Source organism: Georgenia yuyongxinii, assembly GCF_006352065.1.
Lineage (GTDB): Bacteria > Actinomycetota > Actinomycetes > Actinomycetales > Actinomycetaceae > Georgenia > Georgenia yuyongxinii.
In genome coordinates this window covers 43655-63815 of sequence record NZ_CP040915.1, presented here as the reverse complement: position 1 = coordinate 63815, position 20161 = coordinate 43655, and the positions used below count along the sequence as shown (strand labels likewise).

Genomic DNA, 20161 nt, shown 5'->3' with positions numbered 1-20161 from the left:
GTGGCTGAGGCGCTCATCGCGGTGCACGACCTGCGCCGCACCTACGGGCGCGGTGGCACGGCGGTGCACGCGTTGCGGGGGATCGACCTCGACGTCGCCGCGGGCCAGCTGCTTGCCGTCCGCGGCCGCTCCGGGTCGGGAAAAACCACCCTGCTCAACCTCGTCGGCGGGCTGGACAGGGCCGACGGCGGCCGGGTGCACCTGGCGGGGCAGGAGGTCACCGCCATGCGCGAGAGCGAGCTGCTCGAGCTGCGGCGCGGCACGCTGGCCTACGTCTTCCAGTCCTTCGGGCTCATCCCGATGCTCACGGCCGCGGAGAACGTCGGCGTCCCGCTGCGGCTGCAGCGCATGGACCCCAGCGAGCGGGAGGAGCGGGTGGCGGCCGTGCTCGCGCTCGTCGGGCTGACCGCGCACCGCAACCAGCGCCCGGGCGAGCTCTCCGGCGGGCAGCAGCAGCGGGTCGCGCTCGCCCGTGCCCTGGCCCCCGAGCCGCGGGTCCTCCTGGCTGACGAGCCCACCGGTCAGCTCGACTCCCAGACCGGCCGGGAGATCATGGACCTCATCCGCCAGCTGGTCGACGAGGAGGGCCTGACCGCGATGGTCGCCACCCACGACCCCGCGCTGCTCGGGGTGGCCGACCGGGTCGTGGAGCTCACCGACGGCCGCCTCGACGAGACGTGACCCCGTCGCCCCTCACGCGGTCCCGATCACCCGCACCAGCAGGATCTTCACGATGATCCCGAGCGCGAAGAGCGCCGCGTACCCCGCTTCCACCCGCTCGTCGACCGTCCGCCCGTTGGCGTAGGCGAGGATCGCCGGCTGCCCCACGAACCCGGCGAGGGCCCCGGCCGCCCGGGGCGCCGACGTCCCCACGAGGCGGGCGAGCAGCACGAACAGCGCCGCACCGACCGCGGCGAGCACGACGGCGACGACCACCACCCGCAGCCCCAGAGGCGTGAACGCCTGGGCCGCGAAGGCCTGACCGGACGCCAACCCCGTGGCACCCAGGAAGAGCAGCAGACCCAGCTGGCGCAGGGTCAGGTTGGCCGAGGCGGGCAGGCCCCACACGATCGGCCCCGTCCGCTCCAGGCGCCCGAGCACCATGCCCACCACCAGCGGGCCGGCGGCGGAGCCGAGCGCGAACTCCAGACCCCCGGGGAGCGGGATCGCCACGAGACCGATCAGCAGCCCGACGGCGAGCCCGATGCCGAGCGAGAAGGCGTCGACCTCGCTGACCTTGCGCTCGGAGTCACCGAACAGCGCGGAGATCGCGCCGAACTCCTCGCGCGGTGCGACCACCCGCACGCGGTCGCCGAGCTCGAGCACCAGCTCGTCCGAGGCCAGCAGGTCGAGGTCGCCCCGGCGCACCCGGGTGACCACACCACGGAAGCGGCCCGGCACCTCCAGCTCACCGACGGTGCGCCCGGCGACCCGCGAGTCCGAGAGGAGGAACCGGCGGAAGTCCACCGTGCGACGGTCGTCGGCGAGGTGCTCACTGACCCGCTGCCCCAGGAAGTCCCGCGCCTGAGCCACGGCCGGTCCCGGCCCGACGACGACCACCCGGTCCCCCACCTCCAGCTCCTCATCCGGAGCCACCACCCGCGTCTGCCCCGCCCGCGCCAGGTACGACAGCCGCACCCGGTCGTCGGCGAACCCGGGGATCTCGCGCATGCGGACCGGGCGCTCCACCTCGACGCTGATGTCGACCAGCCCGACCCCCGCCACCGGGTCCGGGTCCCGGCGGGCCCGCCACGGCCGCGACAGCACGACGGCGACCACGAGGATCGTCACCGTCACGCCGACCGGATAGGCCAGGGAGTACCCGACGGCGGGCTCGTCCGTGCCGGCCAGCGCGGTCGCCGCAGCGAGGGCCGGCGTCGAGGTCTGCGCGCCGGCGAACGTGCCGGACGCGAGCGCCGGCGACAGCCCCGCGACCGAACCCGCCACGACCGCCGCCAAGGCCACGAGGGCCAGCACCACCACCGCGCCGCCCATGAGCGGGAGCTGACGGCGCAGGTCCCGGAAGAACCCGGCGCCGGCCGCCAGGCCGACGGTGTAGACAAACAGCGCCAGGCCGAGGGTCTGCATGAGCCCGAGCCCTTCACCCAGCCGCGGGTCCAGGGCGCCGACCGCGAGCCCCACGAAGAGGGCACCCGCGGGACCGAAACGCACCGGGCCGAACGGCACCGCCCCGAGCACCGTGCCCAGTGCGACGACGAGCATCATGGTGAGCAGTGGTGCGGCGGCGAGGACGTCGAGCATGGGGGAAGCGTCCCATCGGGCGACCGAGCGCGCCGCCAGGTAGCTCCTGAGTCGTTCAGCCGCGGAGGTATTCGGTGAGCGTGTGGACGGCGTCCCGGCCGGCCCGGTTCGCGCCCACGGTCGACGACGACGGCCCGTAGCCGATGAGGTGCACCCGCGGCTCCCCCGCCACCTGGGTGCCGTCCATGGTGATGCCGCCGCCGTGCCCGCGCAGGCGCAGCGGCGACAGGTGGTCCAGCGCGGCCCGGAAGCCCGTCGCCCACAGGATCACATCGGCGCGCCGCAGGGTGCCGTCCGCCATGCGCACGCCGTCGGGCTCGATGCGCGTGAACATGGGGTGGCGGTCGAGGACGCCGCGGACCGCCGCCGCGCGCAGCTCAGGTCGCCAGATGAGCCCGGTCACCGAGACGACGCTGCGCGGCGGCAGACCCTGGCGGACCCGTTCCTCCACCAGCGCGACGGCCTGGCGGCCGGCGTCAGGGTCGAAGTCCTCGTCCCGCCACACCGGCTCGCGGCGGGTGACCCAGGTGGTGGTGGCCACGTGGGAGATCTCCTCGAGCAGCTGGACGGCGGAGATGCCGCCACCGACGACGACCACGTGCTGGCCGGCGAGCTCTTCCGCCGCGACGTACTGGGCGACATGGAGCTGACGGCCGCGGAAGGTCTCCTGGCCGGGGTACCGGGGCCAGAACGGCTTGGTCCAGGTGCCGGTGGCGTTGATGAGGACGCGGGTGGCGAACGTGCCGGCGTCGGTCTCGACGAGCAGGCGGCCCGCGGGGTCCTCGTCGGCGCGGCGGACGCGGCTGACCCGGACCGGCCGCAGGACCGGCAGATCGAGCTCATCCTCATACTGGGCGAAGTAGCCGGGCAGCACCGTCGCAGAGGGCTCGCACGGGTCGACCTCGGGCTGCGCCATGCCGGGCAGGTCGTAGATGTTGTTGACCGTCGCCATGCGCAGCGAGCGCCACCGGTGGCGCCACGCCCCGCCGGGGCCGGCCTCGGCGTCGAGGACCAGGTAGGTCCCGGGGCCGGCCGCGTCGGCGGTGTCCCGCGGCGCGGGCCGGCCGAGCAGCTCGCCCGCGATGACCTCACCGGCAGCCACGAACCCGCGCCGACGCAGGTGGTAGGCGGCCGAGAGCCCGGCCTGCCCGGCGCCGACGACCAGGACGTCGACCTCGGTGGTGCCGGCCGGAATCTCGGCCGCGCCGGCGCGGGCCCGGGCGTCACGCGCCCGGGCGCCGCGCGCCAGAGCATCACGGGCCAGGGCGTCGACCGGGCCGGGGGCCGCGATGGGCACGGACGCAGCGGTCGTGGTGGTTGGTGCGGTGGTCACTCTCGCGGAACGCGCTCGGGCCGTCACACCTTCCCTGGGCGGGCGTCCGGCTGGTCACACCAGGTGGCGCCTGGGCCACCGCGCCTACCGCGGGCGGGTCCGCTCCGGACAGGTGGCACGGTGCGGGTCCACATCGCGCGAGCCGACCGCTTCCGATGTCGGTGGCACGTCGTAGCCTCGTCGTCACAGGATCGGCCGGGGGGTCGATCGGCGGCGCGGGGGAGGTGGCGGCGTGGATCTGGTGGAGGTCCGCAGGCTGGGGCTGGAGCTGCTGGCTGAGCACGGCCTGCGCACGTGGCAGTTCACGTTCGACAACGCCAAGCGCCGGGCCGGGGCGTGCAAGTTCGAGGCGCGCACTATCTCCGTCTCGCGTCACCTCATGCGGTTGTACGACGTCGACCAGGTCCGGGACACGGTGCTGCACGAGGTCGCGCACGCGCTCGTCGGCCCGAAGCACGGGCACGACGCCGTGTGGCGGGCCCGGGCCGTGGCGATCGGCTGCTCGGGGACCCGCCTGGTGGACGCGGAGGCCCCTCGAGCGCCCGCGCCGTGGCGCGGCACGTGCCCGCGGGGGCACTCCTACGAGCGGCACCGCCGCCCCACCCGCCCGGCGAGCTGCGCCCGGTGTGACCCGGGGTTCAACCCCGACTTCCTGCTCGCCTGGACCCACCACGGCCGCCGGGTGCCCATGGGTGCCCGGTACGACCGCGAGCTGCGCAGCCTCGTGGCCGGCCGGGAGCGCCGCCGCGCGGCGGAGATCTACGCCGACCAGGGCCCGCTGGGCCCGGGTACGCCGGCGCCGGACGCCGCCGCACACGAGCCACCGGGGACCTGGTGGCAGCAGGAGTTGCTCGACGTCGCCGGTCGCCGTGAACGCGTGGCGGCCGAGGACGACACCGCGTGGGTGGTCGACGAGGAGGGCCACCGCTGGCGTGTGGAGGATCCGCCCGTAGAGATCGCCGATCCTCCGCTCACCCCGCGGATGCGGCTCGAGCTCGCCGCGGCGAGCGGGCGGCTCACCCCGGGCTGGCGGGTGCGGATCATCGCGCCGGGCAAGTACCTCGGCGTGGAGGGCAAGGTGGTCAAGAGCGCCCGCACCCGGTACCACGTGCGGGCGGGCCGGGACGTGCTCACGGTCCCCTTCGAGCTAGTCGAGCCGGTGCGGCCGGGCTAGGGCCGGGACGACAGCGACGGCGAGCTGGTAGTCAGGTGTTGCGGAGCTGCCGGGCGACCTCTTCGAGGACCTCGAGCACATGCCGGTACGGCCGGCCGGTCGCGGCGGTCATGCCCATCCCGCAACTGCGGTTGCACGAGGGACCCGTCGACGGCCCGGATAACGCCGCGATAACGCGTCGGTAACGCCCAGTCCGAAAGGGTTTTGCCCACCTTCGACCCGCCTCGGTGCACTGCCGCACCGGGGCGGCCGCACGCCCCCTCCCCTTCTGGAGCCCCGATGCCTCGCACCGCACGCCTCCTCAGCACGGCCGCGGCCGGCTGTCTCCTTCTGGCCGGCGTGGCCGCGCCGGCCGCTGCCCGGCATTCCCCGCCAGAGCCGGAGACTTTCGCCGAGGGTCTCGTCAGCCCCCTGTCCCTGGCGGTGACGTCCGACGGCACCAGCTACGTCACCCAGTCCAACGCCGGCGTCCTCACCAAGGTCGACAAGCGCGGCAAGCGCTCTGACATCTACGCGGCGGAGGGCGCCGAGATCGCCGGGGTCTCGGTGGGCTCGGGCAAGGTGACCTTCGCCGAGAACCGCACCCCCAGCCCGGAGCCCGGCGCAGAGCCCGACCCGAACGCACCCCCGCCCACCGCGCTCATCCAGCAGATGGACCGGAAGGGCAAGGTCCGCACCCTCGCCGACCTCTGGGCCTTCGAGGAGACGAACAACCCGGACGCCAAGGTCACGTATGGTGTCGTCGATCTGCCCGCCAGCTGCGTGGTGCCCCCCGAGCTCGGGCCCAGCACCTACACCGGCATCGTGGAGTCCCACCCCTACGCCACCGCCACCCTTCCGGGTGGGGACGTCATCGTCGCCGATGCGGCGGCGAACGCGATCCTCAAGGTCAGCGCGCACGGCAAGGACCCAAAGGTGCTCGCCGTGCTGCCGCCGGTAGAGGCGGTGATCCCGCCCGAGGCGGTGGAGATGGGGGTGCCCGAGTGCGCCGTCGGACTGACCTACCTCGCCGAGCCGGTGCCCACCGACGTCGAGCTCGGGCACGACGGCCAGCTCTACGTCACCTCGCTCCCCGGCTTCCCCGGTGAGCAGGGCGCGTACGGGTCGGTCTGGCGCATCAACCCGTGGACGGGCAAGCAGCGCCAGGTGGCCAGCGGCTTCATGGGCGCGACCAACCTGGCCGTCGCCCCGTGGGGCGACATCTACGTCAGCGAGCTGTTCGGCGGCAAGGTCTCGGTGCTGCCACGCGGATCCTCGACGGCCCGCACCTTCCTCGAGATCGACGGACCAGCGTCTGTTGAGTGGCAGCGCGGCAAGCTGTACCTGACCACCTACGACCTGACGTCGGAAGAGGGCACTGGCGCACTCCTGAAGGTGAAGGCCTCGTTCCCGGTGCGACGGTAGGACTTCCGACCGCGGTGCGCCGGGAGCCCTCGGGCACGGCAGCCCTCGGGCACGGCGCACCGCGTCCGTCAGAACCCGTTCCAGCGCTCCACCCGCGGGGCGTCGAAGTCCGTCATGTCGACGAAGACGTCCGCACGCTCGTGAGGTGCGACGTCGTCGATGTACACCCGGTACGCCGGCACGTACCGCTCCCGGTAGCGGCGCTCCATGTCGCCGACCTCGTCCGGCTCCTCGGTGACGTCGATGAGAGAGGCGTACCGGGCACCGGCACGCTCGATCGTCAGCTCCGCGGAGGCGGACATGTAGACCGTGACGTCCCACAGGTCCGCGAGCTCGGGGCGCTGGAGTGTCATCCCCTCGATGATGACCACCGAGCCCGACGGCGACGCCTCCGGCACACCGCGGGCGATCTCGCGGATGCGCTTGAGGTCGAGGAAGTTGTCGTAGAGCCATCGGGGGTCGGTCGCCTGGGCCGAGCGGCGCACCTGGATCGAGATCATGTGGTTGTCCGCCGAGAAGCGCCGCACCTCGGCCCCCTCGGGGAGGAACCGGTGCAGCACGTCGTCGAGGTCGCGGGCGAAGGTGGACTTGCCGACGGCGTCGGGGCCGTCGATCGCGAGGCGCAGGACGCGCCCGGAGCTGGCACGCGCCGCCAGACCGCGGGCCAGTCGTTCGAGCACTTCGGTCCTGCTGGTAACCCCCTGCGGCGCCATGGCGTGATCGTAGGGGGACATCCGGTGGCGAGCGACACATGTGGCCGTCTGTCCCTCATGGTGGACCTCGGCCCACGCCGTGGCCTCGGGGCAGCTGGTCAGAGCAGGGTGAGCACCCCGAGCAGCGAGATCCCGGCCGCGAGCAGCGCCGCGACGAGCCCCAGCAGCATCGCCGGTCCGCCCCGCCGGAGCAGGACCGTGAGGTTGACCCCGGTGCCCAGGGCGACCATGGCGACGGTGAGCAGCAGCGTGGCCGCTGTCTCGACCACGTCGAGCACGACGGCGGGTACGGGCAGCAGCGACCGGACCGCGACCAGTGCCAGGAACCCGAGCACGAACCCGGGGACCAGCGGCGGGCGGGTGTGCGTGACGCCGGTCGGCGCCGCGCCGGTGACGACGCTGGCCGAGTCGACGGCCACCTGGTGCTCGACGGCGACGCGGGCCCGCCGGCTGCGGGCGTAGCCGACCCCGGCCACCAGCGGGGCGAGCAGCACCACCCGGCCGAGCTTGGTGACGACGGCGGTGGCCAGCACCGTCGGACCCAGGACGCCGCCGGCGGCCACCACCTGGCCCACCTCGTGGATGCCGGCCCCCACCCAGACCCCGGCGGCGTGGTCCCCCAGCCCGAGGGCCGCGGCCGCCGTGGGCAGCACCAGCATCGAGAGAGTGCCGAACACGGTCACGGCGGCGACGGCGGTGGCCGCGGCGTCCTCGACGTCCTCGTCGTCCGCGATCTCGCCAGCCGCGTCGACTGCCGCGGGCGCGGCAGGCGTAGCGGTGGGCTCGCGCTCACCGAGCACCGCGCTCATCGCCGCCACGGCGGAGGCGCCGCAGATCGCGGTACCCGTGGCCAGGAGCATCCGTAGCGCCCTGGGCACCCGCAGCCATCGCCCGACTAGGAGGGTGAAGCACCAGGTGAGGGTGACGGTCGCGACGATGACGACGATCGCCTCCCACCCCAGGGCCACGACCTCGGGGATGGACAGCTGCAGCCCGAGGAGGACCACGCCGAGCCGCAGCACCGTCCGGGCGCTGTACCGCACGCCCGGTTCTGCGGCGGCCGGGAGCCAGCCGGCGTTGCGCAGGATCACCCCGATCACGATCGCGACCAGCAGCGCGGAGACCACCGGGACGGCCGAGTGCACAGCGAACGCGACAAGCGCGACGGCCGTGGTGAGGAGCAACCCTGGCGCGCGGGAGAGCCAGGTGGCGGCGGTGGGTAGCACGGGCCCCAGCATGGCCCGCCGTCCTGGTGCGATGCGAGCCGGTGCCGCCGATTGCCGCGCGCGGTCGCCGGTCACCGCACGGCGCGCCCGTGTGCTGAAGTGGTGCGCGTGGGCAGGGTGGGCGCGGCACGTGACGGCGTACGCGTGACGGCGCGACGGCGCGGACGGGCCACGGCGCGGCCCGGCCAGCTGGGCCGGCGCGCCCAGGCGCTCTGCGGGACCCTCGTCGTCGCACTCGCCCTGGGAGCGGGTGTGCTGTGGCAGGCCTCCACCTCCGCCCCGGGGTCAGCGGCGGCCGGGTTGGCCGCCGCCGTGACGGCGAACCAGGCGCCCTGGTCCGGGGAGCTGCCACCACCCCCGGCGCCGTACCCGGGGGCGGCCACCGGGTGCACGCTGCCGGACCCGACCGGGACCGGCGGCTGCGTCACCGGCGCCGCCGCGCACCTGGTGGACCAGGTGGGCTCCGCCGTCGGGCACATGCCGATGACGTGCTGGAGCGAGCACGCCTGGAACCCGGCGAGCGACCACCGCCGCGGGCGTGGCTGCGACATCTTCGTCGGCGGGGCCGGCCAGTTCCCCGTGGGGGCGGATCTCGCGGACGGCTGGCGCCTCGCCGAGTGGGTCCGCGCCCACGCCGAGCCGCTCAAGGTCACCTATGTGATCTGGCAGGGACGGATCTGGGTAGCGGACCGGGCGGCGGCGGGCTGGGCGCCCTACGACGGCGGCGGGGTCTACGACGCCGCCGACGCCACCGGTGGTCACTTCGACCACCTGCACGTCTCCGTGCGCGGCTAGACCGCTGGGGTGAGCACGTCGCGCAGGTGCGACACCAGGCCCTCCGCACCGGCCTCCACCACGCGCAAGGTGTCGTAGAAGCCCTCGTGGCTACCGAACCATGGGTCGGGGACATCGAGGTCGTCCTCGCCGGCGGACTGCGGGGCGGTCGCGTCGAACTCACGCCACAGCCGCACCTCGGCACTGTAGGACGTGCCATCGGTCTCCGCGCGGCGGCGCAGCGCCCGCGCGTGCTCGTTCGTCATGGCCAGCGCCAGGTCGTACCGTGCCAGCTCGCCGGGGGCCACCTGGTGGGCGCGGTGGTCCGGGACCGGGTAGCCGTGCTCGGCAAGGACGGCACGGGCCCGCCGATCTATGGGGTTGCCGTGCTCCTCGGCACTGATGCCGGCCGAGGCCACCTCCACCCGGTCGGCGAGGCCTGCGTCGGCAAGCCTTTCGCGCAGCACCACCTCACCCATCGGGGACCGGCAGATGTTGCCGGTACACACCACGAGCACTCGGTAGGGGCGGCGGTCGGTGGGTCGATCGGTCATGCCTCCCATGCTGCCAGGCGTCGGTCGGTCGGTAACTCGGCGCCGGAGGTCGTCGCGAAAAAAGTGCGTGACAACTGCCGGTGGCGGTGCCTACCGTTGAGGCACACGAGAGAGGAGGTGGTCCTGAGGTGAATTCTTTCTGGACGCGTGAGGTGGCCACCCGCTAGCCCGTCAGCGGACGGACCCCAAGGTCCTCCTGCCGACGGCGGCGAGAACCCGGTGGTCACCGGAGCCCGCGGGGCCGTGAGCTCGTCCTCCACGGCATCCGGCCGAAAGGTCGGGAACCCGCGGGCTCTTCCATGCCCGGGCGTTGCGTGCCCGCTCTTGGCCCAGCGTGCCCACCCTCGGCCCAGCGTGCCCACCCTCAGCCCAGCGCGCGCACCCTCAGCCCAGCCGGGCCTTGAGCAGCTGGATCCGTTCGTACGACGCTGCGATCCGCGCCTCGTCGATCTCGCCGCGTCGCACGAGGTCGAGCAGGGTCGCGTGTGCGCGCGCCCCGAGGTCGGGCTCGAACGCCTCGAGGTTGTTGGAGAACGTCAGCAGGTCCGTGCCGGCCTGCACCGCCAGGTGGATCGCCTCGTCGAAGCTCCACTGCTGTGTGATGGCGCCCATCTGTAGGTCGTCGCTCATGACGACCCCGTCGAACCCGAGGTCTTCCCGCAGCAGCCCGGTGATGGTGGCCGCCGAGAGCGAGGCGGGGTGGTCGGCGTCGAGCGTGGCGTTGAAGACGTGGGCGACCATGACGGCGTCGGCGAGTCCCTGCCCGATGAGGCTGCGGTACGGCACGAGCTCCGCCTCGCTCCAGGTGTCTGTCACGTCCACGAAGCCGGCGTGCGTGTCGGCGCGGGAGCTGCCGTGGCCGGGAAAGTGCTTGAGGGTGGTGAGCACGCCCTCGTCGTGGTGCCCGCGCACGAAGGCGGCCGCCTCCTCCGCCACGACGTCGGGGTGCGCGGAGAAGCTGCGGCCCAGGGCGCCGATGATCGGGTTGGTGGGGTTGACGTTCACGTCGACCACCGGCGCGAGGTTGAGGTTTACCCCGGCCACGCGGAGGGTGCGTGCCATCTCCGCGGCGGCCGCCCTCGTGGCGGCGGGATCGCCCATGGCGCCGAGCTGGGCGGCCGAGCGGGTGGCGGGGAACCCGTGCTCGGGCCCGAGCCGCGCGACCTGCCCGCCCTCCTGGTCGGTGGTGACCAAGAGCGGGGGGTCCGCCTGCGCCTGGAGCGTGGCCGTCAACGCGGCCACCTGTGCGGGGGAGGTGATGTTCCGTGTCGCCGAGCCGGAGGGCACGTCGCGGGAGAACAGGACGACGCCGCCGAGGTGCCGCTCGAGGTCGGCGACGACGGGGTTGGTCGGCTCCAGCGTGGTGCCGCGGAAGCCCAGCAACAGCATCTGGCCGACCATGACCTCCAGCGGCACCGTCGGTGGCGACGACGGCGACGCGGAGGGTATCGGCGACGGCGCGGGACTGGAGGTCGACGGGGTCGGCGCAGGCTGCCCGCCGCCCGACGCGCACGCGGCGAGGAATGCGGCTCCGGCCAGGCCGCCGAGCCCGGCGAGGATTTGGCGGCGGGACAGCTCTGGGCCGGCGGTAGGACGGGCGGGTCGGCGGGTCACGGCGCCGCCGCCGTCGCCCGTGCTCCGGCCGCCGCGCGCGCCGCCGTCGTCGGCTCTGGATAGGACTCCGCCAGATGTGGGAGGGCCCGCCGCACCGCTGGGGTGAAGCTAGTGAAAGGCTCACCCTCGACGCCGCGCCGGGCACCCTTGCCGGTGCGCCGCCAGGTGCCCACCACGGTGCCGTCGGCAACGACCGTGGCGCGGAACATGCCGTTGCCGCCGGGCACGACGCGGTCCGCGAAATCCGGTGGCAGCGACGCGCGGCGGTCCTGGTAGCCCAGCAGGAACTCGTCGAACCCGGGCAGGAGGTGGACGCCGCGCGCAGCGTCGCGGATCTCGGCGAGCCGCTGGGACGTGCTCGGGTCCATGAGGTGCTCGACGCCGTCGACCTCGATCGCCTCCAGCTGCTCCCGGGCGACGGCGAGGCCCGCGGAGGTGTCCTTGGCGGTGAGCTTGGTCCACCACATGAAGTCCTTGCGGGTGGCCGGCCCGTGCCCGCGGAAGTACCGCAGCACCCACTCGGCCAGTGCCTCCTCGCGCTCGAGGCGGCGGGGGGCGGGCACCCACTCGTCCAGGAGCACGATGCGCTGCTCGTTGCCGTCCGTAGGGCCGAAGCACGTCAGGCCGCGCTGGGAGAGGTGCCACAGGAGGTGGTAGCCGCGCTGCTTGACACCGAGCAGGCCGGCGTCGTCCCACACGCCCATGAGCTCGGCACGCGTGGCCGAGCGCCCGCCCGCGAGGACACCGTGCGCGAGCTCACCCGCGCGGGCGATCATCGCCTCGTCGATGCCCAGCTGGGCGCGCCGCCGCGCCGCACCCGCGAGCAGCCGGTCGGTGGTCAGTGCCAGCATCCAGCCCAGATCCTCGGCCGCGACGAGGTGCAGCGTGCCGCGCATGGGCCAGGAGCGGACCACCTCGCCCGCGTCGAGGGCCGCCCGGATCCCCCCGGCACCGGGGCCGTCGGTGTCGGTGTCGGTGTCGGTGCGCAGCATGACCGAGGCCAGCGCCCCGGGATAGTCCTGGGCCTGCAGGGCGGTGAGCCATCGCACGGCCTCGGTGGCGGTGACGAATCCCGGGCCCGCGATGCGCTGGGCGGCGAGCCGAAGCCGGGCGACGTCCTGCAAGGTCGTCATGTTCCTGAGAGTAGGCCTGGCCACCGACACGTGGGGCGGTGGCTCCGGGCCGCCGGTGCGCGGCGGTGATGGCAGGCTGGCGTCCATGGATCTCCGCATCTTCACCGAGCCGCAGCAGGGCGCCTCCTATGACGACCAGCTCGCCATGGCGCAGCGCGCCGAGCAGCTCGGCTTCTCCGCGTTCTTCCGCTCCGACCACTTCCTGCACATGGGCAACGGCGACCCCCTCCCGGGCCCGACCGACTCCTGGACGACCCTCGCCGGGCTGGCCCGGGAGACCTCCACCATCCGGCTCGGCACCCTCGTCTCGTCCGCGACCTTCCGGCACCCCGGCCTGCTCGCGATCCAGGTGGCCCAGGTGGACGCCATGTCCGGCGGGCGTGTCGAGCTGGGGCTGGGCGCCGGGTGGTTCGAGGCCGAGCACGAGGCCTACGGGATCCCCTTCCCCCACAAGCGGTTCGGCCTGCTGGAGGAACAGCTGGAGATCGTCACCGGGCTGTGGTCGACCCCCGCGGGTGAGCGCTTCGACTTCACCGGCAAGCACTACACGCTCACCGACTCCCCGGCGCTGCCCAAGCCGGTGCAGGACCCGGTGCCGATCATCGTCGGCGGCGGTGGCCCGAAGCGCACGCCGCGGCTGGCGGCGCGGTTCGCCAGTGAGTACAACCAGTCGTTCCCCGAGAAGTCGATCGTCGTGGAGCAGATGAACCGTGTGCGGGCCGCGTGCGAGGAGGCGGGACGCGACCCCGAGTCGCTGACGTACTCGGTGGCGTTCGTCGCCTGCGTCGGCAAGGACGAGGCCGAGCTCGCCCGCCGCGCCGCCGCTATCGGCCGAGAGCCCGCCGAGCTGCGCGAGCACGGGCTGGCCGGGACGCCCGCTGAGCTGGTCGACGGCCTCGGCGAGCTTGCGGAGCAGGGCATCTCCCGGGTGTACCTGCAGTGCCTGGACATCCGCGACCTCGACCACCTGGACCTCATCGCCGACGCCGCGATGGCGTCCTCCTGACAGGGTCGACACCAACCCAGGACCGGTGAACGGCCCAGAGCGGGCGGGCCACCGGCACCTCAGGCCGTGGAGCCGTCGGGACGTCGGTCGGTGGACCGCACGCGATGGCGGGTGTTCGATCGAGGAAAGGGAGGAGTGAGCGAGATGGACATCCACCTCATCGATGTGCAGGAGCAGCCGGTGGCAGGGGTGCGTCAGCGCGTCCGCATGGACGAGATCACCACCGTCTTCGACACGGCGTTCCCGAAGGTCCTCGGCGCCATCCAACAGGCCGGCGGCGTCCCCGCGGGTGCCCCGTACGCACGGTACTTCGGCATGCCCTCGGACACGGTCGACGTCGAGGTCGGCTTCCCCGTCACGGAGCCCTTCGCCGCCTCGGGCGACGTCATCGGCAGCACGCTGCCCGCGGCGCGGGCGGCTGAGGCAGTCCACACGGGCTCGTACGACAAGCTGCCCGAGACCTATAAGGTCCTGGAGGCCTGGATCGTCGAGCACAACCTGCAGGTACTTGACGAGTCCTGGGAGATCTACGAGGCCGGACCCGACTCGGACCCCGACCCTGCCACCTGGCGTACCCGGGTGGTCTTCCCGGTCAGCGGTCCGCAGGTGGAGCGGTCGTGAGCGTGGGCTGACGGCGGCGGCAGGCGTTAGGCGGGCCGTGGTGGCGTCAGGCGGCGGGCCGCGCCGTCACGAGGTGCGTGCCCGCCGGGTAGCCCGCTCGTTGGCCTTCTGGATGGCGTCGACGAGGTCGTCCTTGCTCATGCGTGACCGTCCGGGTACGTCGAGCTTCTTGGCAATCCCGTACAGGTGCGCCTTGGACGCGTTGGCGTCCACACCGCCGGCGGTCGGCCGGTCGGTTCGAGCGCCACCCTCCGCCTGCGGGTCGGAGGGGCCGGACTCCGCCTTGGCCTCCCAGTGGTCGCCGACGCGCTCGAACTCGTGCTTGACCGCCGCGTAGGCCACGCGGTGCGCCCGCTCCTCGTCGTCGTACTGCTCGGCGGCGGCGTCGTAGGCCTTGGTGAAGGTCCGCTGAGCCTTTTCCGGTGAGCGGCGCAAGGTGCCGGGCAGCTCGCTCTGCTTCGGCTTGCCGCCCTTCGTCGTCTTCGGCACGGTCGGCTCCTTCCCCGGTGGGGCGTCAGCGGACATGCCGAGCCCGTCAACCGAGAGCGTAGGTCCGCCCGCGCAGTCGGGCCACTCGCCGACCGGCCACACGCTGCCGGCTACGCGTCCTCAGCTGGGCGCGCGTCTTCAGCCGGCGGGCGGCGGCTGGTAGAGCCCGAAGGCCGAGCCCTGGTCGTCCCGGCAGAGCTTGAACCGGCCGTAGTGCTGCTGGTCGGCGTCGCCGCCTTCGATGTCCGTCCCATCGACCTGCCCGCCCAGCTCGTGCACGCGGGCGACGGCGGCATCGATGTCGTCCACGCGGAAGAACAGGTACGGCGAGGCGGCGGGGTCGCCGCCGTGGATTCCGCCGGGAAGCGTGGGCGTGGTGATCGTGAGCCCCTCACCGTTCGGGCCCGGCTCGAAGCTCCAGCCGAAGAGGCCGCCGTAGAAGGTGCGGGCGCGCGCGGGGTCCTGCACGCCGAGCTCGAAGAACGCAGGCTCACCGGACATCGTCGTCTCCCGTCGTTGCCACGACGGTACCCGAGGGTCGACGCCGCATGCCGTCAGGCCGACGGCGGCGCCCGGCCGGCTGGCTGGCCGGCTGGCTGGCTGGCCAGCCGGCCGTGCTCAGAGGGGCGGGTCCAGCTGGATCGAGGCAAGCGCCAGGTGCTCGCGCACCCCGGTGTGCAGGGCGAAGAGCGCGTAACCGACCGGGCTCGCGGCCATGAGCTCGGCGCTGTGGTCCGACAGCCGCGGCCAGGTCCGGCCGCCGGCTTGTTCGTAGGCGGCCACCGTGCGGGCGAAGGTCTCGGGCGCCGACACCGCGTGGTGGAGGGCGAAGTCCCGGCCGGGGTCGGTCACCTTGGCGGTGGTCCAGTCGAGCACCGCGGTGATGTTCTCGTCCTCGCCGAGCAGCACGTGCGCCGGATAGAGCTCGCCATGGGTCAGTACGGAGAAGTCCGGCCAGAACGCGTCGTCGTCGAGCCAGGCCTGCCACCGGTCGAGCAGGGCGGGCGCAACGGTGAAGTTGTCTGCCACGGTCGCGATGTCGGCGCGCCACTGGGCGCGCACCTCGTCCGGGCCCTGCACCATCAAACCCGCCGCCTGCGCCTCCGCGACGTCGATGCGGTGCAGCTCGGCCAGCAGCATCCCGAAGGAGGCGGCGTAGCGCGGCGATTGCAGGTCCAGGTGCCAGTGCAGGTCGCCGTCGGGGCCGATCGTCATGCCCGGCTGGCCGGGAAGCAGGGGGTAGGCGATCAGAGAGGGCTGCTGGATGCGCCAGTCGGGCACGGCCGCACCGATGCGGTCGCGGACCAGCTCCAGGACGGCGGCCTCGGGGCCGATCCGCGGGACGACGTCGGGCCGGCGGGGCAGGCGAAGCACCCAGTCCTCGCCGTCGGCCCGGGCGTAGATGACGCGGAAGTCCAGTCCGGCCTCGTTGACCTGCAGCGAGTCGGGGTCGACCTCCAGGCCGTGCCGGGCGGTGAGGGCGACGACGTCGTCGAGGTCCAGGGCATCGGTGCCGGGCGGGCGGGCCAGTTCGCTCCCCGTGGAACGGTCCGGGTGCGAGCGGTGGGCGCGAGCCGTGCGTGGTTGTGTTCTCACCAGCTGGTTGACGATCTCCCCGTCGGTACTGCGTTGGACCGGCGAGCGTGACGGCCGGGGGCGCGTTCTGCGGACGCCCGTCGCTCCGCCCGGTCCGACAGCCCGGTAGGGCGACCGAACCACCATAGTTCACCTTCTCGGACCGCAGCCAGGCGCGAACCGTGTGGGGCGCGCCATCGTTCAGCGTGGTGCCGGTTGCGACGACGACGCGGCAGCCGGCTCCCGGCGCAGCGCGCCGACGTAGACCCCGGCCAGGATCAGCAGACAACCGGCCACCAGCCACGCGGTGACCGGCTCGTCGTCGAGGCGGGCAGAGAGCAGGACGGTGACGAACGGGACTGTCACCAGGGAGCCTGCGAGCAGGACGAGCGCCGCCACGCCCATGCCGACGGCACCCGCCCCTAGAGCGCCGGGGTGCGCGGCGGGGCGGTCCGGCGTGGCCGGTGCGCCTCGAACGCCGCGCCCATACGCAGGAGCGTGGTGTCATCGTAGGCGCGACCGGCGATGGTCAAGCCGACGGGCATGCCGGTGTCTGCCATGGTGCCCATCGGGACGGTGACCGTGGGGATGCCCAGGTGCCGGGGCACCAGGTTGCCGTTGGCCACCCACGCGCCGTTGCGCCAGGCCAGCTCGGCAGACGCCTCGTGCACATCGGCGTCCGCCGGGCCGACGTCGGCGACCGCCGGGAACGCCACCGCGTCCAGGCCGAGCCCGTCCATCCACCGCTCGAGGTCGACGCGACGGGTCTCCTCCAGGCCGCGCACGCCCTCGGCGAGGTGCGGGATGTCGGACAGTTTGGGGACGCCGTCGGCGCGCGCCCGGGTGGCGTACTGACCGATGTCGAAGTCGAACGCGCCGTACCGGTCGGGGAGCTCGCCGTCGGGTCGGGGGAAGATCCGGGCGCCGTCGACGTCGACGAGCCGGTGCAGGGCCGGGTCACCGTTGGCATCGAGGAAGTCGTCCCACGCCCACATCGACAGGTCCCACAGCTCACGCTCGAGGTACTCGGCGCTGACGAGCCCGCGGGTGGCAAGGGTGGGCGCGCCGGGCCGGTCGCCCTCGTAGTTGGTGACGGCGGGGAAGTCGACCTCGACCACCTCCGCGCCGGCCGCCTCCAGGTCACGACGGGCCGCCTCCCACAGGGCGATGACGGAAGCGCGGGTCTCGATGCGCTGCCCGGTCGGACCGCCGATGCCGGGGGCGTCGCCGGTGCCGGCGTCCGGGTCTGCGTTGATGTACATGCGGGGCACGCCCAGCCGGGTCCCGGTCAGGACTTGCCCGGCGGCCGTGGTCGTCGGGGCGAGGATGTCCCGGTAGGACCGCGGCCGGACGCGCGACGCTACCGGGATCGGCACCCACGGCTGCAGGCGCCAGAAGTCGCCGCGGCTGTCGGCATCGTCGGTGACGAGGACGTCGAGCACCTCGAGGAGGTCGGCCATCGTCCGGGTGTGCGGGACGACGACGTCCATGGTGGGCACGAGGGGCCAGTTGCCGCGCATCGAGATGACGCCGCGCGAGGGCGTGTAGGCGCACAGGGCGTTGTTCGACGCTGGGGCGCGCCCCGAGGACCAGGTCTCCTCGCCCAGACCGAAGGCGGCGAGGCTGGCCGCCGTCGCGGTGCCCGACCCGTTCGAGGAGCCGGACGCGTACGCCGCCGTCAGATAGTCGGCGTTGTACGGGCTCTCGGCCCGGCCGTACAGGCCGCGCTGCATGCCCCCGTTAGCCATCGGCGGCATGTTGGTCAGCCCGATCAGCACCGCGCCGCCCCCGCGCAGCCGCTCGATGGTGAACGCGTCACGCGTGGCGACAAGGTGCTCGAATGCCGGGGACCCGGCTGCCACGGTGAGGCCGCGCACCTGAAAGCTGTCCTTGGCGGTGTAGGGGATGCCGTCGAGCGGCCCCCGCGTCTCCCCCCGCGCGCGGCGCCTGTCGGAGGCGCGGGCCTCCGCGAGGGCGTCGGGGTTCATGACGACGACGGCGTTCAGCCGGATGCCGCCCTGGTCGTAGGCCGCGATGCGCTCGAGGTAGCGGGTCACGAGCTGTTCGCTGGTCACGCGGCCCGTCTCCAGCGCGGTGCGCAGATCGGCGATGGTCGCCTCGACCACGTCGAAGGTGCTCATGCGAGCGGTACTTGCTTCACAGCCCCGCAGGTTAGCGGGCCGGCACGACGTCATCGGCCAGGCGCGGCGAAGGTCACATCGCCCGGCCCGACGCCTTGGGCAGATCGTCCCGCGGGCCGCCATTCCGGGCGACATAACGTCAAAGACATGAACTCGTTCACCTCGCTGCTCAGCCCGATCACCATCGGCAATCTCACCCTCCCCAACCGCGTGCTCCTCAGTCCGATGGGCACGGAGATGGGTAACCCCCGATGGCATGTCCACGCCCGCCGAGGCCGCCTACTACACCGCCCGGGCGGCCGGCGGCACCGGGCTCGTCATCACCGGGATCACCTTCGTCGCAGACGACTTCGACCCCATTGCCCCGGGCCTGGCACGCATCGACGGTGACCAGTACGTGCCCGGCCTGCGTGCGATTGCCGACGCCGTCCACGAGGCCGGCGGCCTCTTCTCCGTCCAGCTCACCGGCGGCCTGGGCCGGAACAACCAGTACTGCGCCACGCTGGGCATGGAGCCCCGCTCGGCCTCGGACAACACCTGGTTCTTCGACCCGAGCGTGATTTCCCGGCCGCTCGAGGTCGCTGAGATCCAGCTGCTCGTCCGCCGCTTCGGGGAGGCGGCCGCTCGTGTCAAGGAGGCGGGCGCCGACGCCATCGACATTCACGGGCACACCGGCTATCTCATCGACCAGTTCATGAGCGCCTGCTGGAACCGCCGCACTGACGAGTACGGCGGCTCGGTGGAGAACCGGTGCCGGTTCGTGCGCGAGATCATCGCCGCGATCAAGTCGAACGCGCCGGGGCTGCCCGTCAGCTTCCGCATCTCCGTGGACCACAAGTTCGACGGCGGCCGCACCTGGGACGAGACCCAGTACATCGTCAAGGAGCTCGAGCGTGCCGGCATCGACCTGATCATCGCCGACGACGGCTCCTACGAGGCCATGGACTATGTCTTCCCGCCGTACTACCTCGGTGACGACTGCATGGTGACGGCGGCTGAACGGATCAGGGCGGTCGTCGACGTCCCAGTCGCCGCCTGCGGCAACATCACGCCGGAGAACGGCGAGAAGATCCTCGCCCGCGGCGGCGCGGACATGATCGGCATCGGCCGCGGCCTCATCGCCGACCCGGACATCGTCAACAAGCTGCGCGCCGGACGGGCGGCGAGCGTCCGGCCGTGCATCCGCTGCAACCAGCTGTGCACCGGCAACGCGTTCTTGGGCAAACCGCTCGGGTGCGCCGTCAACCCGGAAGTGGGTTACGAGGGCAAGCGGATCCTCACGACCGCGGCAGACCCCAAGCGCGTGGTCATCGTCGGCGCCGGACCGGCCGGGCTCGAGGCTGCCCGTGTCGCGGGCGCGCGCGGACACGACGTGCGCGTTTACGAACGCGAGAACCACATCGGTGGCGTCCTGCTGCCCGCCGCCACGCCGGACTTCAAGCGCGAGCTGCGCAAGATGATCGACTGGTGGGACGCCGAGCTCGCCGAGCTGCCTGGCGTGGAGGTCAAGCTCGGCTACGAGATCCGCCCGGATTCAGCGGAGCTGCAGGATGCCGACGTCGTGCTTGTGGCCACCGGCTCGCACCCCCTGGCGCCCGCCAGCATCCCGGGCATCGAGAAGGCGGTGGAGGTCATCGACGGCCACACCGGCGCCCCGCTCGGCAAGCGGGTGGTCGTCTGCGGCGGCGGGCTCTCCGGTGCGGACTTCGCCCTCGAGATTGCCGAGCAGGGCCACGAGGTGACGATCGTCGAGATGGCCGAGGACATCGCCCGGGACATGTTCTCGATCAACAAGGTCTCGTTGGACCGCTCGCTCGCCGAGGCCGGCGTCCGGGTGCTGACCGGCACCAGGGTCACGGCGATCACCGACTCCGGAGTCGATGCCGACGGTCCGGACGGCTCGGTCAGCCTCGAGGCGGACACTGTCGTCGCCGCGTTCGGGGTGCGCCCGGCCCGCGAGCTGGTAGAGGCCCTGACCGCTCGCGATGACGTCACCGACCGCGTCTACGCCATGGGTGACTGCGTCGACCCGCGGAAGGTGGGCGACGCGATCAATGAGGGCTACGAGCTCGCGTACAGCATCTGACGTGATGCCTCGGGCGGGCCGGGCCTCTGCGGTCTCGGCCCGTCCGGCAGCTGCGA

Annotated in this window: 19 protein-coding genes; 7 read left to right on the top strand and 12 right to left on the bottom strand. The window is 73.1% G+C overall.

The window, feature by feature from the left end:
• Positions 1 to 681, top strand: coding sequence for an ABC transporter ATP-binding protein (locus FE374_RS00305; RefSeq protein WP_139926722.1), 681 nt, complete (start codon positions 1 to 3; stop codon positions 679 to 681).
• Between the two features lie 12 nt (positions 682 to 693).
• On the opposite strand, the gene FE374_RS00300 is transcribed toward FE374_RS00305, so the two are convergent.
• The gene (locus FE374_RS00300) at positions 694 to 2262 is read right to left on the bottom strand and encodes an aspartate:alanine exchanger family transporter (RefSeq protein ID WP_139926721.1); all 1569 of its coding nucleotides are present in this window, start codon (positions 2260 to 2262) and stop codon (positions 694 to 696) included.
• A 55-nt stretch (positions 2263 to 2317) separates the two neighbouring features.
• Positions 2318 to 3457 (bottom strand): NAD(P)-binding domain-containing protein, encoded by a 1140-nt coding sequence (locus tag FE374_RS00295; protein WP_230978617.1) that lies wholly within the window; start codon positions 3455 to 3457, stop codon positions 2318 to 2320.
• Between the two features lie 370 nt (positions 3458 to 3827).
• Here FE374_RS00295 and FE374_RS00290 point away from each other — a divergent pair, with 370 nt between their 5' ends.
• Both FE374_RS00290 and FE374_RS00285 read left to right on the top strand, forming a co-directional pair.
• The gene (locus FE374_RS00290; RefSeq protein WP_139926720.1) at positions 3828 to 4769 is read left to right on the top strand and encodes a SprT-like domain-containing protein; all 942 of its coding nucleotides are present in this window, start codon (positions 3828 to 3830) and stop codon (positions 4767 to 4769) included.
• Positions 4770 to 5048: 279 nt separating this feature from the next.
• Positions 5049 to 6173, top strand: a complete 1125-nt coding sequence (locus FE374_RS00285; protein WP_139926719.1) for a ScyD/ScyE family protein — start codon at positions 5049 to 5051, stop codon at positions 6171 to 6173.
• 68 nt (positions 6174 to 6241) lie between these two features.
• On the opposite strand, the gene FE374_RS00280 is transcribed toward FE374_RS00285, so the two are convergent.
• Positions 6242 to 6886 (bottom strand): nucleoside/nucleotide kinase family protein, encoded by a 645-nt coding sequence (locus tag FE374_RS00280; protein ID WP_139926718.1) that lies wholly within the window; start codon positions 6884 to 6886, stop codon positions 6242 to 6244.
• A 98-nt stretch (positions 6887 to 6984) separates the two neighbouring features.
• Entirely contained in the window at positions 6985 to 8112 is a 1128-nt protein-coding gene (locus tag FE374_RS00275) for a YeiH family protein (protein WP_223173596.1), read from the bottom strand.
• A gap of 108 nt (positions 8113 to 8220) precedes the next feature.
• Between FE374_RS00275 and FE374_RS00270 the strand changes: the two genes are divergently transcribed.
• Positions 8221 to 8907, top strand: coding sequence for a hypothetical protein (locus FE374_RS00270; protein WP_139926716.1), 687 nt, complete (start codon positions 8221 to 8223; stop codon positions 8905 to 8907).
• Here the strand turns inward: FE374_RS00270 and FE374_RS00265 are convergent.
• The 3 genes from FE374_RS00265 to FE374_RS00255 form a co-directional block, all read right to left on the bottom strand.
• Positions 8904 to 9440, bottom strand: a complete 537-nt coding sequence (locus tag FE374_RS00265) for a low molecular weight protein-tyrosine-phosphatase (protein ID WP_139926715.1) — start codon at positions 9438 to 9440, stop codon at positions 8904 to 8906. The genes FE374_RS00270 and FE374_RS00265 overlap by 4 nt on opposite strands.
• A 384-nt stretch (positions 9441 to 9824) precedes the next feature.
• Positions 9825 to 10856 (bottom strand): glycoside hydrolase family 3 protein, encoded by a 1032-nt coding sequence (locus FE374_RS00260; RefSeq protein ID WP_223173595.1) that lies wholly within the window; start codon positions 10854 to 10856, stop codon positions 9825 to 9827.
• A 194-nt stretch (positions 10857 to 11050) separates the two neighbouring features.
• Positions 11051 to 12187, bottom strand: a complete 1137-nt coding sequence (locus FE374_RS00255; RefSeq protein ID WP_139926714.1) for a winged helix DNA-binding domain-containing protein — start codon at positions 12185 to 12187, stop codon at positions 11051 to 11053.
• An 85-nt stretch (positions 12188 to 12272) separates the two neighbouring features.
• Here FE374_RS00255 and FE374_RS00250 point away from each other — a divergent pair, with 85 nt between their 5' ends.
• Entirely contained in the window at positions 12273 to 13193 is a 921-nt protein-coding gene (locus tag FE374_RS00250; RefSeq protein ID WP_139926713.1) for an LLM class F420-dependent oxidoreductase, read from the top strand.
• 144 nt (positions 13194 to 13337) lie between these two features.
• Positions 13338 to 13814 (top strand): GyrI-like domain-containing protein, encoded by a 477-nt coding sequence (locus FE374_RS00245; protein ID WP_168205516.1) that lies wholly within the window; start codon positions 13338 to 13340, stop codon positions 13812 to 13814.
• Positions 13815 to 13880: 66 nt separating this feature from the next.
• On the opposite strand, the gene FE374_RS00240 is transcribed toward FE374_RS00245, so the two are convergent.
• From FE374_RS00240 to FE374_RS00220, 5 genes are all read right to left on the bottom strand, one after another.
• Positions 13881 to 14303: a ChaB family protein gene (locus tag FE374_RS00240; protein ID WP_139926711.1), complete on the bottom strand. Its 423-nt coding sequence runs from the start codon at positions 14301 to 14303 to the stop codon at positions 13881 to 13883.
• A 138-nt stretch (positions 14304 to 14441) separates the two neighbouring features.
• Entirely contained in the window at positions 14442 to 14804 is a 363-nt protein-coding gene (locus tag FE374_RS00235; protein ID WP_139926710.1) for a VOC family protein, read from the bottom strand.
• Between the two features lie 117 nt (positions 14805 to 14921).
• Positions 14922 to 15899 carry a macrolide 2'-phosphotransferase gene (locus FE374_RS00230; RefSeq protein ID WP_330998429.1) on the bottom strand — a complete coding sequence of 326 codons (978 nt, stop codon included), beginning with the start codon at positions 15897 to 15899 and terminating at the stop codon, positions 14922 to 14924.
• A gap of 180 nt (positions 15900 to 16079) precedes the next feature.
• Positions 16080 to 16283 carry a hypothetical protein gene (locus FE374_RS00225; RefSeq protein ID WP_179957336.1) on the bottom strand — a complete coding sequence of 68 codons (204 nt, stop codon included), beginning with the start codon at positions 16281 to 16283 and terminating at the stop codon, positions 16080 to 16082.
• Positions 16284 to 16300: 17 nt separating this feature from the next.
• A complete protein-coding gene (locus FE374_RS00220; RefSeq protein WP_139926708.1) occupies positions 16301 to 18019 on the bottom strand; it encodes an amidase in 1719 nt (572 codons plus the stop codon).
• A 256-nt stretch (positions 18020 to 18275) separates the two neighbouring features.
• On the opposite strand from FE374_RS00220, the gene FE374_RS00215 reads away from it, so the two are divergent.
• Positions 18276 to 20105: an oxidoreductase gene (locus tag FE374_RS00215; RefSeq protein WP_230978405.1), complete on the top strand. Its 1830-nt coding sequence runs from the start codon at positions 18276 to 18278 to the stop codon at positions 20103 to 20105.
• Positions 20106 to 20161 lie beyond the last annotated feature (56 nt).

What these genes read in the sequence shown, in the direction of transcription:
- FE374_RS00300 (WP_139926721.1), bottom strand. Translation starts at nt 2,262, where the DNA reads ATGCTCGACGTCCTCGCCGCCGCACCACTGCTCACCATGATGCTCGTC.
- FE374_RS00285 (WP_139926719.1), top strand. Translation starts at nt 5,049, where the DNA reads ATGCCTCGCACCGCACGCCTCCTCAGCACGGCCGCGGCCGGCTGTCTC.
- FE374_RS00280 (WP_139926718.1), bottom strand. Translation starts at nt 6,886, where the DNA reads ATGGCGCCGCAGGGGGTTACCAGCAGGACCGAAGTGCTCGAACGACTG.
- FE374_RS00265 (WP_139926715.1), bottom strand. Translation starts at nt 9,440, where the DNA reads ATGACCGATCGACCCACCGACCGCCGCCCCTACCGAGTGCTCGTGGTG.
- FE374_RS00255 (WP_139926714.1), bottom strand. Translation starts at nt 12,187, where the DNA reads ATGACGACCTTGCAGGACGTCGCCCGGCTTCGGCTCGCCGCCCAGCGC.
- FE374_RS00250 (WP_139926713.1), top strand. Translation starts at nt 12,273, where the DNA reads ATGGATCTCCGCATCTTCACCGAGCCGCAGCAGGGCGCCTCCTATGAC.
- FE374_RS00245 (WP_168205516.1), top strand. Translation starts at nt 13,338, where the DNA reads ATGGACATCCACCTCATCGATGTGCAGGAGCAGCCGGTGGCAGGGGTG.
- FE374_RS00235 (WP_139926710.1), bottom strand. Translation starts at nt 14,804, where the DNA reads ATGTCCGGTGAGCCTGCGTTCTTCGAGCTCGGCGTGCAGGACCCCGCG.
- FE374_RS00225 (WP_179957336.1), bottom strand. Translation starts at nt 16,283, where the DNA reads ATGGGCGTGGCGGCGCTCGTCCTGCTCGCAGGCTCCCTGGTGACAGTC.
- FE374_RS00220 (WP_139926708.1), bottom strand. Translation starts at nt 18,019, where the DNA reads ATGAGCACCTTCGACGTGGTCGAGGCGACCATCGCCGATCTGCGCACC.
- FE374_RS00215 (WP_230978405.1), top strand. Translation starts at nt 18,276, where the DNA reads ATGTCCACGCCCGCCGAGGCCGCCTACTACACCGCCCGGGCGGCCGGC.